7 protein-coding genes are annotated in these 16,240 nt (G+C 70.7%); all 7 read left to right on the top strand.

All coding sequences use genetic code 11. The features are described from left to right. The 7 genes from AC1VNX_RS17520 to AC1VNX_RS17550 all read left to right on the top strand — a co-directional run bounded on the left by AC1VNX_RS17520 (nucleotide 1) and on the right by AC1VNX_RS17550 (nucleotide 16,204). Entirely contained in the window at nucleotides 1-1,089 is a 1,089-nt protein-coding gene (locus AC1VNX_RS17520) for an AMP-binding protein (protein ID WP_483157842.1), read from the top strand. After that, nucleotides 1,077-7,334: an aminotransferase class III-fold pyridoxal phosphate-dependent enzyme gene (locus tag AC1VNX_RS17525; protein WP_483157843.1), complete on the top strand. Its 6,258-nt coding sequence runs from the start codon at nucleotides 1,077-1,079 to the stop codon at nucleotides 7,332-7,334. The genes AC1VNX_RS17520 and AC1VNX_RS17525 overlap by 13 nt, the downstream gene beginning before the upstream one ends. Next, nucleotides 7,331-12,340, top strand: coding sequence for an amino acid adenylation domain-containing protein (locus tag AC1VNX_RS17530; protein ID WP_483157845.1), 5,010 nt, complete (start codon nucleotides 7,331-7,333; stop codon nucleotides 12,338-12,340). The genes AC1VNX_RS17525 and AC1VNX_RS17530 overlap by 4 nt, the downstream gene beginning before the upstream one ends. Before the next feature lie 5 nt (nucleotides 12,341-12,345). Next, the gene (locus tag AC1VNX_RS17535; RefSeq protein WP_483157847.1) at nucleotides 12,346-13,071 is read left to right on the top strand and encodes a 4'-phosphopantetheinyl transferase family protein; all 726 of its coding nucleotides are present in this window, start codon (nucleotides 12,346-12,348) and stop codon (nucleotides 13,069-13,071) included. Between the two features lie 61 nt (nucleotides 13,072-13,132). Further along, nucleotides 13,133-13,957 carry a serine aminopeptidase domain-containing protein gene (locus AC1VNX_RS17540; RefSeq protein WP_483157848.1) on the top strand — a complete coding sequence of 275 codons (825 nt, stop codon included), beginning with the start codon at nucleotides 13,133-13,135 and terminating at the stop codon, nucleotides 13,955-13,957. Continuing rightward, complete coding sequence (locus tag AC1VNX_RS17545; protein WP_483157849.1) at nucleotides 13,950-14,903, top strand: alpha/beta hydrolase family protein; 954 nt, start codon at nucleotides 13,950-13,952, stop codon at nucleotides 14,901-14,903. Before AC1VNX_RS17540 ends, AC1VNX_RS17545 begins: the two co-directional genes overlap by 8 nt. Nucleotides 14,904-14,983: 80 nt before the next feature. Next, a complete protein-coding gene (locus AC1VNX_RS17550) occupies nucleotides 14,984-16,204 on the top strand; it encodes a polysaccharide biosynthesis/export family protein (protein WP_483157850.1) in 1,221 nt (406 codons plus the stop codon). Nucleotides 16,205-16,240 lie beyond the last annotated feature (36 nt).

The raw sequence follows: 16,240 nt of genomic DNA on the forward strand, positions 1-16,240 counted from the left end.
ATGTATTTTCCATTCGCCCGTTTGCTTTCGCTGTATTTCTTTTGGGATATTTACGTGGAAATTCAAACTGTTTCGCAGGCAGGTCAAGGCGCTCCGGAGCTCGCTCTGGAAGACCTGTTCGTGCCGCGATCCAATTCGAAAGGCCTCGCCGGCCGCCACGCAGGTTCGGCGATGCTCGCCCCCGGCTTCGCCCAGCGCTGCACCCACTGGCTCGCCGCCAGCGGCCAGCTGCCCGACACCCTCTTCGCGGCCGCATGGCTGCTGCTGCAGTCGCGCTGGCTCGGCAACCCGCGGCCGGTGCTGCACGAAGCGGGCCGCAGCCCTGTCGCTGTTGCGTTTGACGCGGCCAAGGCCGTCGGAGACTGGCTCGCTGAACTCGATTGCAGCCGCCGCTCGGCCTCGCAGGCTGCACATGACGCACCCGTGAGCCTGCGCTTCGATGCTGCTTCCGCGTCCCTTCATATGGATGCGGCCGCGAGCCTGATGGACCCGGCGGCGATCGACCAGCTGCTCGCCGCCCTCATCGACACCGCCCAGGATCTTCTCGAGCGCCCGGACGCATCCTTGGGCGACATCCGCACGCTGCCTCACACCCAGCGCACCGATCAACTCGACGCCTGGAACACCGCCCTCGCACCGGTGGACCCGACCCTCACCGTGCCCGCCATGTTCGCCCGCCAGGCAGCGACGTCACCAGACGCCATCGCCCTCGCGCAAGGCGACGCGCAGATGAGCTACGGCGAACTCGACCGCCGCTCCAGCAACCTCGCCCAGCACCTCCAGAGCCTTGACGTCCAGGCCGGCGACAGCGTCGGCATGCTGCTCGACCGCTCGATGGCAGCCATCGTCGCCCAGCTTGCCATCCTCAAGGCCGGCGGCGCCTACGTGCCGGTGCCCACGGACTACCCGCCCGAACGCATCGCCTACATGCTCGCGGAGGCCGGCGCGCATCAGGTGCTCACGACGCAGGAACACCGCCACCTGGTCCCCCCCATCACAGCGTTTTTCTGGTCGACGAAAACCAAGACAACGAAAACCGCAGTTCATGGAATCAGCCAGTCATCGACGCCGAATCGGTGGCCTATGTGATGTACACCTCGGGCTCCACGGGCACGCCCAAGGGCATCGAGATCTGCCATCGCTCGATCCTGCGGCTGGTCGTCGGCGTGGACTACGTCGACCTTGCCCCGGGCCTCGCCATGCTGCACGCGGCACCGCTGGGCTTCGACGCGGCCACGCTCGAAATCTGGGGCCCGCTGCTCAACGGCGGCTGCTGCGTCATCCACGACGAGCGCGTGCCCACCGGTGCCGGCCTTGCCCGCACCATCGAGCGCCACGGCGTGCACACCGCCTGGCTCACGGCCGCGCTCTTCAACGCGGTGATCGACGACGACCCGGCGCATCTCGCCGGCCTGCGGCATCTGTTCACCGGCGGCGAAGCGCTCTCGGTGCCGCATGTGCGGCGCGCGCTCGCAGCCCTGCCCGGGCTCGCGCTGAGCAACGGCTACGGCCCGACCGAATGCACCACCTTCGCGGCCACGCACCGCATCGCCGCGCCGCTGTCCGACGACCTGCGCTCGATTCCGCTCGGCCGCCCCATCAAGAGCACCGTGCTGCGCGTGCTGAGCCCGTCGATGGCGCTGCTGCCGACCGGCTTCGTGGGCGAGCTCTGCATCGGCGGCCATGGCCTGGCGCGCGGCTACCTGCGCCAGCCCGAGCTCAGCGCCGAGCGCTTCGTGCCCGATCCCTTCGGCGCCCCGGGCGACCGCCTCTATCGCACCGGCGACCTCGCGCGCTGGCTGCCCGACGGCACCATCGAATTCATCGGCCGCCGCGACGGCCAGGTGAAGATCCACGGCCACCGCATCGAGACCGGCGAAGTGGAAGCCGCGATCCTCGCGCACCCAGGCGTGCAGTCCTGCGCCGTGGTCGCGCGGCCCGATGAAAACGGGCAGCTGCGTCTTGTCGCCTATCTGGTTTCGCGCTCTGCGCAAGAGCAGCTCTCGTGGGAGGCCCTGCGCGCCCATCTCGCCGGGCGCCTGCCCTCCGCGATGCTGCCGTCGGCGCAAGTCTGGCTCGCTCAGTTGCCCGTCACGCCCAACGGCAAGCTCGACCGCAAGGCGTTGCCCGATCCGGCCGGCGAGCGCCCCGAGCTCGCCCAGCCCTTCGAGGAAGCGCGCAACGCCGTCGAACAGCGCGTATGCGACGCCTTCGCGCGCGCGCTGCGCATCTCGAAGGTTGGGCGCGACGACAACTTCTTCGACCTCGGCGGCGACTCGCTGCTGGTGCTGCAGGTGCTGGCCGACCTGCGGCAGGACTCGGCGGTGCCGCTGTCGGCCAATCTTTTCTTTCGCAATCCCACGCCAAAAGCGATGGGTGCGCGGATGCAGCCGGCGGACGAACAGTCCGCCACGGCCGCTGCGGCCGGTTCCAAGGATCGACCGACCGCAGCGGCCACCCATCTTCATGACGCCGTCGCGCTGATCGCCACCGCCGGGCGCTTCCCCGGCGCGGCCGACGTGGAGCAGTTCTGGGACAACCTCGTCGCCGGGCGCGACACCATCAGCTTCTTCGACGACGCCACGCTCGACGCGGGCGTCTCGCAAGCCCTGCGCCGCGACCCGGCCTACGTGCGCGCCCGTGGCGTGATCGACGGCATCGAGGACTTCGACGCCGCCTTCTTCGGCATCGGCCCGAAGGAAGCGCAGCTCATGGACCCGCAGCAGCGCGTGTTCCTCGAAATCTGCTGGGAGGCCCTGGAACGCGCCGGCTACGTGCCCGACGCGGCACCCGGCCCGGTCGGGGTGTACGCCGGCATGTACAACGCCACCTACTTCCAGCGCCACGTGAGCACGCGGCCCGACCTGGTGGAGCCGGTAGGCGAGTTCCAGGTGATGCTGGCCAACGAGAAGGACTACATCACCACGCGGGTGGCGAACCGGCTGAACCTCACAGGCCCGGCCGTCAGCGTGCACACCGCCTGCTCGACCTCGCTGGTGGCGGTGGCCCATGCCTTCCACGCGCTGCGCACGGGCCAGTGCTACATGGCGCTGGCGGGCGGCGCCTCGGTCACCTGCCCGCCGCGCAGTGGCTATCTCTACAACGAAGGCTCGATGCTCTCGCCCGACGGCCGCACGCGCAGCTTCGACGCGCAGGCTCGGGGCACGGTCTTCAGCGACGGCGCGGCCGTGGTGCTGCTCAAGCGGCTGGCCGACGCGCAGGCCGACGGCGACACCATCTACGCCGTGCTGCGCAGCGCCTGCGTGAACAACGACGGCGGTGCCAAGGCCAGCTTCACCGCGCCCAGCGTCGACGGCCAGGCGGCCGTCATCCGCGCCGCGCTCGCGGCAGCCGAGGTGGATGCACGCAGCATCTCCTATGTCGAGGCGCATGGCACGGCCACGCCGATGGGCGACCCGGTGGAAGTCGAGGCGCTGGCCTGCGCCTTCGCCGAGCACACCGACGCGCTCGGCTACTGCACGCTCGGCTCGCTCAAGAGCAACGTCGGCCACATGGTCACGGCAGCGGGCGCGGCGGGCCTCATCAAGACGGCGCTGGCGCTGCACCACGAGCAGATTCCGCCGACCGTGCACTTCAGCGCGCCGAACCTGGCGATCGACTTCGCGCGCACGCCCTTCCACGTCACGGCGAGCCTGCAGGCGTGGCCGCGCGACGGGCAGCCGCGCCGCGCGGGCGTCAGCTCCTTCGGCGTGGGCGGCACCAACGCGCACGTCATCGTCGAGGAAGCGCCGCTGCGCCCAGCCTCGCCACCGGCCGTGGGCGACCAGGTGCTGCTGCTGTCGGCACGCTCCGAAGCCGCGCTTGGCGTGGCCGCGAACCAGCTCGCCGTGCATCTCGAAGCGCATTCCGAACAGCCGCTCGCCGACGTGGCCTACACCCTCGCGGTCGGCCGCAAGGCCCACGCCTTCCGCCGCGCGGTGGTGGCTGGCAGCACGGCGGAAGCCGTCGCCGCGCTGCGCGATGCCGGCTCGCCCAGCGGCACCAGCGGCCGCGCCGCCTCGCGAGCGCAGCAGCTCGTGCTGATGTTCCCCGGACAGGGCGCGCAGTACGCCGCCATGGGCCGCAACCTCCATGCGAACGACCCCGTATTCGCCGCAGCCTTCGACGACTGCATGGCCGCCTTCGCCGGCGCGACGGACTTCGACCTGCGCGAGCGCATGTTCAGCGACGACCCGCAGGCACTGGCGCCCACCGCCGCCACGCAGCCCGCGATCTTCACGCTCGAATACGCGCTGGCCCGCCGGCTGCTTGCACTGGGCGCACGGCCGCATGCGCTGATCGGCCACAGCGTCGGCGAGTTCGTCGCAGCCGTGATCGCCGGCGTGATGCGGCTGGAAGACGCCGCACGGCTGGTCGCCCGCCGTGGCGCGCTCATGCAGGCACAGCCCGCGGGCGCGATGCTGTCGGTGCGCATGGGCGCCGCCGATCTCGCCGGCCGGCTCGGTCCGAACCTTTCGCTCGCCGCCGAGAACGGCCCCACCGCCTGTGTCGCCGCCGGCCCCTTCGAGGACATCGCCGCGTTGCAGGCCGCGCTGGAAGCCGACGGCATCCCGAGCCGCCCGCTGCAGACCTCGCACGCCTTCCACTCGGCCATGATGGACCCGGCCGTCGCGCCCTTCGAGGCGCTGGTGGCCAAGGTGGCGCTGCGCGCGCCGCAGATTCCGATCTTCTCGACGCTCACCGGCCAGCCGCTCGAGGACGCCGAAGCCACCAGCCCGGCCTACTGGGCCCGGCACCTGCGCGGCACCGTGCGCTTCTCGCCGGCCGTGCGCAGCGCGATGGCACAGGCGCAGAACCCGCTCTTCGTCGAGGCCGGCCCGCGCAACATGCTCGCAACGCTGGTGCGCCAGCACGGCGCGGGCAGCGTGGGGTCGCTGCTGCACGTGGAACCGGGCAGCGGCGCCGACGAGGCCCGCACCCTGCGCCTGGCGCTGGCCCGCCTGTGGACCTGCGGCACCGAGGTCGAGCTCTCGCGCCTGACCGCCCGTGCCGGCGCGCAGCGCGTGCGCCTGCCCACCACGCCTTTCGAGCGCAAGCGCTGCTGGGTCGACATCGCCCCGGCCATGCCCTCTTCGTCTTCCGTCACCCCACCTGTCGCGGCTGCGCCCGTCGCCGCCGCAGTCGTCGTCCCACCCATTGCCCTGGAGCCGATCGTGACCGCTGCCATGCCCGCGCCTCTTCCTCCACCAACCGCGTCGCCCATCGACTCGCGCCTGCGCGCCCTGTTCGAGGACATCTCCGGCCTCGACATGGCGCAGGCCGAGGGACAGGCGCCCTTCAGCGAACTTGGCCTCGACTCGCTCACGCTGACGCAGGCCGCCACGCAGATCAAGAAGCACTTCAAGGTCGCCGTCAGCTTCCGCCAGCTGATGGAGAGCTACCGCAGCTTCGACGCGCTCTCGGCCTTCCTGCGCGAAAGCCTGCCGCCCGAGGCTGCGCCCGCGCCGGTTGCAGCTCCGGTGGCGGCGCCAGCCGAAAGCGCGGTCTCCGTATCGCGGGCGGCGCCACAGCAACCCGTGCCGATGCCGGTCTACATGCCGATGCAAGGCAGCATCGTCATGGGCGAGGCCCAGTTGCCCCAGCTGATTTCGCAACAGATGGAATTGATGCGCCAGCAGCTCGCGCTGCTGTCGGGCGCGGTTCCCGCCGCGCCGCTGGTGACGCTGCAGCCGGCGATGTCCGCACAGGTTGCACCCGTGGTTGCGGCACCGGCAACACCCGTCGCTACCACCGAAGAGCCCGCCCAGCAGCCCGTGCGCTACGACGTGAGCAAGGCCTTCGGCGCCATCGCCCGCATCCACACGCAGCGCACCGCCGAGCCCAGCGGCCGGCAGAAGGCGCGGCTCGCGGCCTTCATCCGCCGCTATGTGGAACGCACGCGCAAGAGCAAGGAATTCACCGAAAGCAACCGGGCGCACATGGCCGATCCGCGCGTGGTCAACGGCTTCAGGCCGATCACGAAGGAGATCACCTACCAGATCGTCATCGAGCGCTCCAAGGGCTCGAAGATGTGGGACCTCGACGGCAACGAGTACGTCGACACGCTCAACGGCTTCGGCATGAACATGTTCGGCTGGCAGCCCGACTTCGTGCAGGAAGCCGTGCGCCGCCAGCTCGACGCCGGCTACGAGATCGGCCCGCAGCATCCGCTGGCCGCCGAGGTGACGGCGCTGGTGTGCGAGCTCACCGGCAACGACCGCGCGGGCCTGTGCAACACCGGTTCCGAGGCCGTAATGGCGGCGCTGCGCATCGCGCGCACCGTCACCGGCCGCAGCACGGTGGTGGTGTTCACCGGCTCCTACCACGGCACCTTCGACGAGGTGCTGGTGCGCGCCGGCAAGGGCGGCAAGGGCCTGTCGGCCGCGCCGGGCGTGATGAGCGGCATGTTCGGCGACATCCGCGTGCTCGACTACGGCACGCCCGAGGCGCTGGAGTTCATCCGCGAGAACGCGGGCGACCTCGCCGCGGTGCTGGCCGAGCCGGTGCAGAGCCGCCGGCCCGACTTCCAGCCGCGCGAGTTCCTGCACCAGCTGCGCGAGATCACGGCGCAGAACGGCTGCTGCCTGATCTTCGACGAGGTCATCACGGGTTTCCGCACCGCGCTGGGCGGCGCGCAGGAGTTCTTCGGCGTGCGCGCCGACCTCGCCACCTACGGCAAGGTGATCGGCGGCGGTTTCCCGGTGGGCGTGATCGCGGGCAAGCGCGAGTTCATGGACGCACTCGACGGCGGCGCCTGGCGGTACGGCGACGACTCCATTCCCGGCGTGGGCGTGACCTACTTCGCCGGCACCTTCGTGCGCCATCCGCTCGCGCTCGCGGCGGCGAAGGCTTCGCTCACGCACCTGAAGGAAGCCGGGCCCTCGCTGCAATCCGGGCTCAACGCCAGCACCACCGCCATGGCCGCCGAGCTCTCGAGCTGGTGCAAGGAAGTCGGTGCGCCGATCGAGATCCGCCATTTCGCGTCGCTCTGGCGCGTGAGCTGGCTCGAAGACCATCCGCTGCAGGACCTGCTCTTCGCCATGATGCGCAGCCGCGGGGTCCACATCCTGGACAACTTCCCCTGCTTCCTCACCAGCGCGCACAGCGCCGGGGACATCGCCTTCATCCAGCACGCCTTCAAGGAATCGGTCGCCGAGATGCAGGAGTCCGGCTTCCTGCCGCGCCGCGCCGTGCCCGTGACCGGTTTCGATCTTCACAAGCCGGCCGACGAAGGCTCCGTGCTGGCCCGCGACATCGACGGCCAGCCCTTCTGGTACGTGCCCGACGCGGCCTCCGCCAGCCAACAACACGTCAACGGAAAGGTCGCAGCATGAACGCCGTTCTCAAGCCCGCCGCGAGCGGTGGCGTCGTCGAGTGCATCATTCCGACCACGGAATCGCAGCGCGAAGTCTGGCTCGGCGCAACGCTGGGCACCGAGGCCTCCATGGCCTACAACGAATCGGTGGTGCTGCGCCTGCGCGGCGACCTGGATCGCCCGGCCCTCGCGCGCGCCATGGGCCGGCTGCTGGAGCGCCACCAGGCGCTGCGCTCCACCATCTCGCCCGACGGCAGCTGCATGCTGGTCAGCCATGCGGGCGGCAACCCGATGGCCGAGCACGACCTGGCCGGCCTGGAGCCCGAGGCCCGCGCGCAGGCATTGCGCGACGCGCACGACGAGGCCGTGTGCACGCCCTTCTCGCTGGAGCACGGCCCGCTCTTCCGCGCCGCGCTCTACCGCCTCGACGAGGCCGAGCACGAGCTGGTGATGTCGGCGCACCACGTGGTGTGCGACGGCTGGTCGTGGGCAGTCATCACCGAACAGCTGGGCCATCTCTATGTCGAGGAAACCGGCATCGGGCTCAAGCTCAAGGCCGCGCCGCTCTTTTCCGACTTCGCCGCCGAGGAGGCCGCGGCCGCCGCGCATCCGGACATGCAGGCGCACGTCGACTACTGGCTGGGCCGCTTTCCCGGCAGCCCGCTGCCGGTGCTGGACCTGCCGCTGGACCGCCCGCGCCCGGCCGCCCGCACCTTCAATTCGCGCCGCGCCGAACGCCTGCTCGACAAGCGCCTGGTACTGGCGGTGCGCGCGGCCAGCACCAAGGCCGGCGTCAGCCTGTTCACCGGCCTTCTCAGCGGCTTCGTCGCGACGCTGCACCGCCTCTCGGGCCAGGACGACATCGTGGTCGGCATTCCGGCTTCGGGCCAGCTCGCGCACGACATGCCGGGCCTGGTCGGCCACTGCGTGAACCTGCTGCCGCTGCGCATGGCCGCGCACGCCGGCATGCGCTTCGACGCGCTGATGGACGAGTGCAACACCGCGGTGCTCGATGCCTTCGACCACCAGGCGCTCACCTATGGCGCGCTGCTGGGCCAGCTCTCGCTGGAGCGCGACCCGAGCCGGCTGCCGCTGGTGAGCGTGGCCTTCAACGTCGACCCCGACGTGGCCAGCAGCGCGCAGGCCTTCACCACGCTCCACGTGGTGCAGGACACCATCGCACGCCGCTACGAGAACTTCGAACTCTTCGTCAACCTGCGCCCGCTCGACGGCGGCCTGATGGTCGAAGCCCAGTACAACACCGACCTCTTCGACGAGGTGAGCGTGCAGCGCTGGCTCGACATGTTCGAGTGCGTGCTGCAGTCGGCTTCGCACAAGCCCGACCAGGCCGTCGGGCGGCTCGATGTGCTGTCGGCCGATGCTGCACATGCCCTGCACGCGCTGCAGCCGGCGCGCGTTCCGCTCGTCGGCGCACCGCTGGCGCATGCCGGTTTCGTGGCGCGCGTGCCGATGCAGCCCGACAGCCCCGCGGTGCGCGACGGCGCCAGAAGCTGCAGCTACGGCGAGCTCGAAGCGCTTTCCAACAAGCTGGCGCGCGCCCTGCGCGAACGCGGCGTGGGCCGCGGCCAGCGCGTGGGCCTGTGCCTGGAGCGCAGCCTCGAAATGGTGGTCGCGATGCTGGGCGTGCTCAAGGCAGGCGCTTCCTACGTGCCGCTGGACACCGCCTTCCCGCAGGCCCGGCTGGACCACTACGCCACCGACGCCAGCCTCAGCCTGATGCTGACCTCGTCGGACATCGCTGTGGCACCGCGCGACTGGCGCGCCGACGCGGGCGCGCGCATCTTCGAGATCGACCGCGACAACTGGCGCCATCTCTCCGGCGAGCCGCTTCCGCCGAGCGCGGACGACCCCGGCCCCGACGACGCGTCTTACATCATCTACACCTCGGGTTCGACCGGCCTGCCCAAGGGCGTGATCGCCCATCACCGGGGCGTGGCGCACCTGCTGCAGTGGATGCAGCGCGAATCCAACGTCGGGCCGCACGACCGCATCGCCGCCGTCACCACGCTCTCCTTCGACATGGCCGTGCCCGACCTGCTGCTGCCGCTGGCCGCCGGCGCCGAGCTGGTGATGGTGAAGCGCGAGGTCGCAATGGACGGCACGCGCCTGTCGCGCACGCTCGACGAAGAGCAGATCACCCTGCTGCAGGCCACGCCCGGCATGTGGCAGCTGCTGCTCGACGCCCAGTGGGCCGGCGGCGCGCCGGGCTTCCGTGGCTGGACCGGCGGCGAAGCGCTGCGCCCGAGCATGGCGCTGGCGCTGTGCGAGCGCATGGAGGGCCTGTGGAACGGCTACGGGCCGACCGAGACCACCGTGTACTCCACCGCCTGGCATGTGCGCCCCGAGGAAATCGCCTCGCGCGGCGTGTCCATCGGCAGGCCGGTGGACAACACCGAGATCTGGATCCTCGACGCCGACCTTCAGCCCTGCCCCATCGGTGTGCCGGGCGAGATCTGCATCGCGGGCGAAGGCGTGTCGCTGGGCTACCTCGACCGCCCCGAGCTCACCGCCGAGCGCTTCGTCACCGTGCGCATCTTCGGCGTGCCCAAGAAGATGTACCGCTCCGGCGACCGTGGCCGCTGGCGCAACGACGGCTTGCTCGACCACCTCGGGCGGCTGGACTTCCAGGTGAAGGTGCGCGGCTACCGCATCGAGCCGGGCGAGATCGAGGTGCGCTGCTGCGAAGTGGCTGGCGTATCGCGCGCCGTGGTGGTGGCCCGCGAGGACAACCCCGGCGACGTGCGCCTGGTGGCCTATCTCGCGCTCAAGCAGGACGCCGGCTTCGACCTCGAGACGCTGATGGTGCATCTGCGCAAGCACCTGCCGGCCTTCATGCTGCCGCAGCACGTGGTGACGATGGATGTGCTGCCGAAGCTGGCCAACGGCAAGATCGACCGCGTCTCGCTGCCGCCTCCGCAGGCGGTGGCGCGCGACGAAGTGCGCCGCGGCGCCGGCCCGCGCAACGAGCACGAGCGCAAGGTGCTCGCGCTGATGGAGAAGGTGCTGAGCTTGCCCGGGCTGGACATGCACGACGACTTCTTCACCATGGGCGGCCATTCGCTGCTGGCAGCGCGGCTCACCACGCTGCTGAGCCGCGAGTTCCAGGTGACGGTGCCGCTGCGCACCCTGTTCGAGTCGCCCACGGCCGAGAAGCTGGCGGCGTCCATCCAGGCGCTGCAGGGCGCGGGCGTGGGGCTGCAGGCGCCCATCGGCCGCAGCATCGGGCGCACCACCGCGCCGCTGACGATGGCGCAGGAGCGCATCCGCTTCATGGAGCAGCTGCATCCGGGCCGTTCGGTCTACAACGCGCCCTCGGCGCAGCGGCTCACCGGGCAGCTCGACGCGGCGCGCTTCGAGAACGTGTGGCGCGAGATCATCCGCCGCCAGCCCTCGCTGCGCACCCACATCGGCATCGACGCCGAAAGCGGCAAGCCGGTGCAGGTAATTTCGGAGTCAGCGGAATTCTCGCTGCCGCTGGTGGACCTGCGCGGCCTGCCCGCCGACCAGCGCGAGGCCGAGCTGGCCGAGCGCATGCAGGAGCTGGCGGACCGGCCCATCGACATCCACAGCGCGCCGATGATGCACGCGACGCTGTTCCGGCTCGACGAGGACGAGCACGTCTTCCTTTTCGTTCCGCACCATCTGATCTGGGACGGCTGGTCCTTCGACCTGATGCAGCGCGAGATGTCGGCGCTCTACGACGCGGCCGAGCGCGGCCGCCCGCACAACCTGCCCGCGCTCTTCACCACCCAGGGCGACTACGCCGAGTGGCTGGAGAAGTGGCTGACCGGGCCGGCCTGCGAGGAGCAGCTCGCCTTCTGGCGCGGCCGTCTCGAAGGCGCCAGGGCCGTGCGCCCGCCGGTGACCGACATGCCCCGGCGCGCCGGCAAGAGCGGCCAGGGCGGCGCGCACTGGATCCACATCGACCTGCAGAGCACGCAGCGGCTGCGCGAGATCGCGCGCGACATGGACGTGACGCTGAGCATGCTGACCTTCGGCGTGTACGCGCTGACCATGGCCCAGGTCACCGGCAACGACGCCATCGTCATCGCCAACCCGGTGCGCGGGCGCCAGCAGGCCGAGACCGAAGACGTGATGGGCTTCTTCAACAACGTGCTGCCGGTTTCGCTCACCATCGACCGCTCGCTCACGCTGCCGGCCTTCATGCGCTACGTGAAGCAGGAACTGCTGTCGATGATGAACAACCAGCAGGTGCCCTTCGAGCGCCTGATGGCCGAGCCGGGCTACGCGGGGCAGATCAAGACCTCCGGGCCCTACCAGTCGATGTTCTCGTTCCAGGACGCCCGCGAGCGCGCCCGCTCGGTCGGCAGCCTGCAGACCCGCCAGGTGCACGTGATGCAGCACGGCGCCACCGACGACATCGGCGTATGGCTGATGGACAAGCCGCACGGCCTGGAAGGCGCGCTGATCTACAACGCCGACGTCTACCTGCGCGAGACCGGCGCCCAGCTGCGCGAGCGCTATCTCGAAGTGCTGCGCCGCGTGGCCGACGAACCCGGCGCCACGCTGGAGCGGATCGCCGACCCCGAAACCTCGACCAGCGCGGCCTATCTGCGCAAGATGGCTGCCGCCGACCCGGGCAAGGCCGTCGCCACGAACGGCGCCCTCGACGGCAACGGCAGCGCGGCCAAGGCGAAGCAGAGCCAGCTCGATCCCGACCAGGCGCAGCTCGCCAGCATCTGGGCCGATGTGATCGGCATCGACGTGGCGGAGATCCGCGCCGGCGACAACTTCTTCGACCTCGGCGGCGACTCGCTGCTGGTGCTGCGCGCCGTGCAGCAGGCGGCGCAGACGCTGGGCCACCGCGTGGAGCCGCGTCGCTACCTGTTCGAGAACCTCGGGCAGATCGCCTCGTCGTCGCGTGGCGCGGCCGACGGTGTGCCCTCCGACCTCGCCGAACTGGCCGCCGGCACGGCCGCGCATGCGCAGCAGCATCGCGGCGGGCTGCTCGGCGCCCTCGGCGGCTGGCTGCGCAAGGGGTGATGAGCATGAACGGCAATTCCCCCCAGCCGCTTTCCATCGACGTGCCGCTGTGCCTGTACGTCGACCTGGACAGGTTCGCCGGTCTTCCCTCGGAGCAGGTTCTGTCGGAAGAGGAGCGCGAGCGCGCCGAAAGTTTCCGCTCGCCGCTGGACCGTCAGCGCTACGTGGCCTCGCACCTCGCGCTGCGGCAGGCGCTGAGCGAGTACACCGGCCTGCAGCACGCCGAGCTGCACCTTTCCAAGGGCTCCTTCGGCAAGCCTTCTCTCACGGGCCATGCGCGCACGCAGTTCTCGCTGAGCCACAGCCAGGGGCTGGCGCTGATCGCCATTGGCGGGCGCGGTCCCTTGGGCGCCGACGTCGAGCTGCTGCGCCCGGTGCCCGATGCGGCGGTGCTCGCGGCCGAACACTTCACGCGCCGCGAGCAGGAGGCGCTGGCCGCCCTGCCCGCGCACGAGCGCGACCGCGCCTTCCTGACCTGCTGGACCCGCAAGGAGGCCTGCCTGAAGGCCATCGGCGTGGGCCTGCTGCTGTCGTCGCAGAGCTTCGAAGTGGGCCTGGAGCCGGACTGCCGCAGCGTGGAGCTTTCGGTGGCGGGCCGCATCCTGTGGCTGCTGCTCGCGCCGGCACCCGAGCGCATGGACTGCGTGGGCTCCATCGCCGAATGGCGCCAGACCGAGGCCCGGGCCACCCATGCCGGCCACTCGGGGCGGCTGCTGGAGGCACACGCATGAGCGCCGCGCCGGGCCGCTCCAAGCAAGCGCGCACCGCAGTGCGAAGCGCGAAGGTACGCCAATGAGCCACATGAAGCCGCTCATGTTCGGGCCGGCCTCGCGGCAGGTCTTCGGCGTGTTCCATCCCGCCGAGGAAGACCGCGCCGGCGGCGACACCGCCGTGCTGCTGTGCCCGCCCTTCGGGCAGGAGGGCCTGCGCACCCATCGCTTCTTCAAGGTGCTGGCCGAGCGTCTCTCGCGCGCGGGCATCGCCACGCTGCGCTTCGACTTCTACGGCTCGGGCGACTCGCCGGGCGAGGAGATCGAGGGCGAGCTCGACGGCTGGCGCCGCGACCTGTGTTCGGCGCATGAGGAGCTGCGGCGCCGCGCGCCCGGCACCTCCATCGTGTGGATAGGCGCTCGGCTCGGCGCCACCGTGGCCGTGCTGGCGGCACGCGGCGGGCGCTGCGACCCGGTGCGGCTGGTGCTGTGGGAGCCGGTGATCGACGGGCGCAGCTATGCGCGGCTCCTGCGCGAGGAGCATGTGGCGGCCATCGACACCACCTTCTGCATTCCCGACCTGGCCTGGCGCCGCAGCCTGCTGCAGGAGCCCGAGGCGATGCCGCAGGAGGCACTGGGCACCGTGATCTCGCCCGCGCTGCGCGCGCAGCTGGCGGCGCTGGTGCCCGAGTCGCTGCCGCTCACCGCCCTGCACGACACGCTGGTGCTGGCCGAGCCCGACGACGAGCGCACCGCCCAGTGGGCCGCCGACCAGCAGTCGCGCCACATGCCGGTTCGCCTCGCGTACTTCAGCCACCAGCTCGACTGGACTTCCGACCCTTATCCCAACAGCGCGATGGTTCCGGCCGATGCGCTCAACCGCCTGCAGGGTGCTCTTCATGAATGACCCGACGACAACGCTGCCGCGCACCATCACCCAGGCTCCGCTGCAGTTCGGCCCCGGCGACGCGCTGATGGGCATGCTCACGATGCCCGCGCGCCCGGCGCCAGGCGGCGCCGCCTGCCTCATGTTCAACATGGGCGCCAACCACCGGGTGGGGCCGCGCCGCATCAACGTGAAGCTGGCGCACCTGCTGGCCGCGCGCGGCGTGGGCAGCCTGCGCTTCGACCTGGGCGGCATCGGCGACAGCGACGCGCTGGCCACCTCGCCCGACCTGCACGTGCGCGCGGTGCACAGCCTGAAAGCGGCCATGGACGTCGCACAGCGCACGCTGGGCGTGAACCAGTTCGTGATCGTGGGCATGTGCTCGGGCGTGGAGCACGCCATGTCGGCCGCGCTGGCCGACCGGCGCGTGGTGGCGCTGTCATTGTTCGACGGCTTCGCCTTTCCGGAACTGCGCGCGCGGCTGGAGCGCAACCTGCGCCGCGCGCTGGCAGCGCCCGCGCATCCGTCTTTTCCGGGCAAAGCCAGGCGCTGGCTGCAGCGGCACTTCTTGCGCAGCCATTCGACCACGCCCATGCCGGGCTTCTTCGCGGAAAGGCGCGCGCCTGAGGTGAACGAGGCCTGGTTCGGCGCGGCGCTGCAGCGTCTTGCCGAACGCAAGGTGGCGATGCAGCTGCTGTATTCGGGCTCGCTGCACGTCTGCGATCGCGGCCGCGACCAGCTCGGCGCCTTTGCCCGCAAGCCCTTCGCGCAGGGACTCCAGTACGAATTCATCGGCGAGGTCGACCACACCGTCTGCACCGAAAGAGGCCAGCAGCTGTTCCTGCGCAGCGTGGGCGACTGGGTCGCCGAGCGCTGCCTGGCCGGCGGCACCGAGCGGCGCAGCCCAGGCATCGACCGGGCGCCGGCCGGCGCGGAGCCGGCCATGACCACCTGGGCCGCGCTCTGACAAGGGCCCTCGCCTTCTTCACCTTCTTCGTCCATTCACGCCTTGCACCACCGTCACAACCAGCCGTCAAGGAGATCACCATGCAACGCCACGACCCAGCGATACAAGCACGTGGAACGCAACCGTCCGCAGTGCCGGCCAAGGCTCAGCCACTGCAGGCGGAGGCCCGCCTGCGATGGCTGGGCCTGGCCATGCTGGTGTCCATCGGGCTGGTGATGCTCGCGGGCTGCGCGCCGGGCTTCGGCACCGTGGCGCCGCTGGGCTTCACCCGCACCAACGGCGATAGCACGGCCTCGGGCAGCACCGGGCAGATCATCGCGATCACGCCCGACCTGATCCGCACGCAGATCGCGCAGAGGCCCAAGGACGTTCCCGAAAACGTGAAGCGCCTGTTCACGGCGGCGCCGGTCTACACCATCGGGCCGGGCGACGTGGTCGGCATCATCGTGTACGACCACCCCGAGCTGCTGCCCAACGCCGGCGCGGTGATCGCGCAGCAGTCGGACCCGACGGGCGTGACCGTGGCGCCCGGCTTCATCGTCGACACCAAGGGCGAGATCTTCTTTCCCTACATCGGGCGCACCAAGGTGCAGGGCCTGACCGAGAGCGGCGCGTCGGAGCTGATCGCGCGGCGCATCAAGGCCTTCATCAAGGACCCGCAGGTGACGGTGCGCATCCAGTCGTTCCGCAGCCAGCGCGCCTACGTGCAGGGCGAGGTGCGCACGCCGGGCCTGCAGATCTTCACCGACGTGCCGATGACGCTGTCGGAGGCCATCAGCCGCGCCGGCAGCTTCACACAGGCCGGCGACCGCGCCAGCGTCACGCTCACGCGCGGCGGCGTGTCGACGCTCATCAACCTGCCGATGCTGCAGGCGCTGGGCGCCGACCCCAACAGCATTCCGCTGCGCAACGGCGACATCGTGAACGTCGGCACCCGCGAGGACAACCGCGTCTACGTGATGGGCGAGGTGCGCGCGCCGTCGGCGCTGCAGATGCGCAACAACGGCCGGCTGAGCCTGAACGAGGCGCTGGGCGACGCGGGCGGCCCCGACCTGGCGACCTCCGACCCGGGACAGATCTACGTGGTGCGCAACTCGCCCGACAACCTCGACGTGCAGCAGATCTTCAACCTCAACGCGAAGAACCCGGTGGCGCTCGCGCTGGCCGACCGCTTCGAGCTGCAGCCGCGCGACGTGGTGTACGTCGACCGCGTGCCGCTGGTGAGCTGGAGCCGCGTGTTCAGCCTGATCCTGCCGGCCGCCCAGGTCGTCAACCTCGCCCGCGACACCGCCCGCCGCTAGGCGCAGCGCCCATCCGGAACCGGAAAGCAACAGGAA

This window comes from Variovorax sp. TLI9-5A (genome assembly GCF_056867935.1).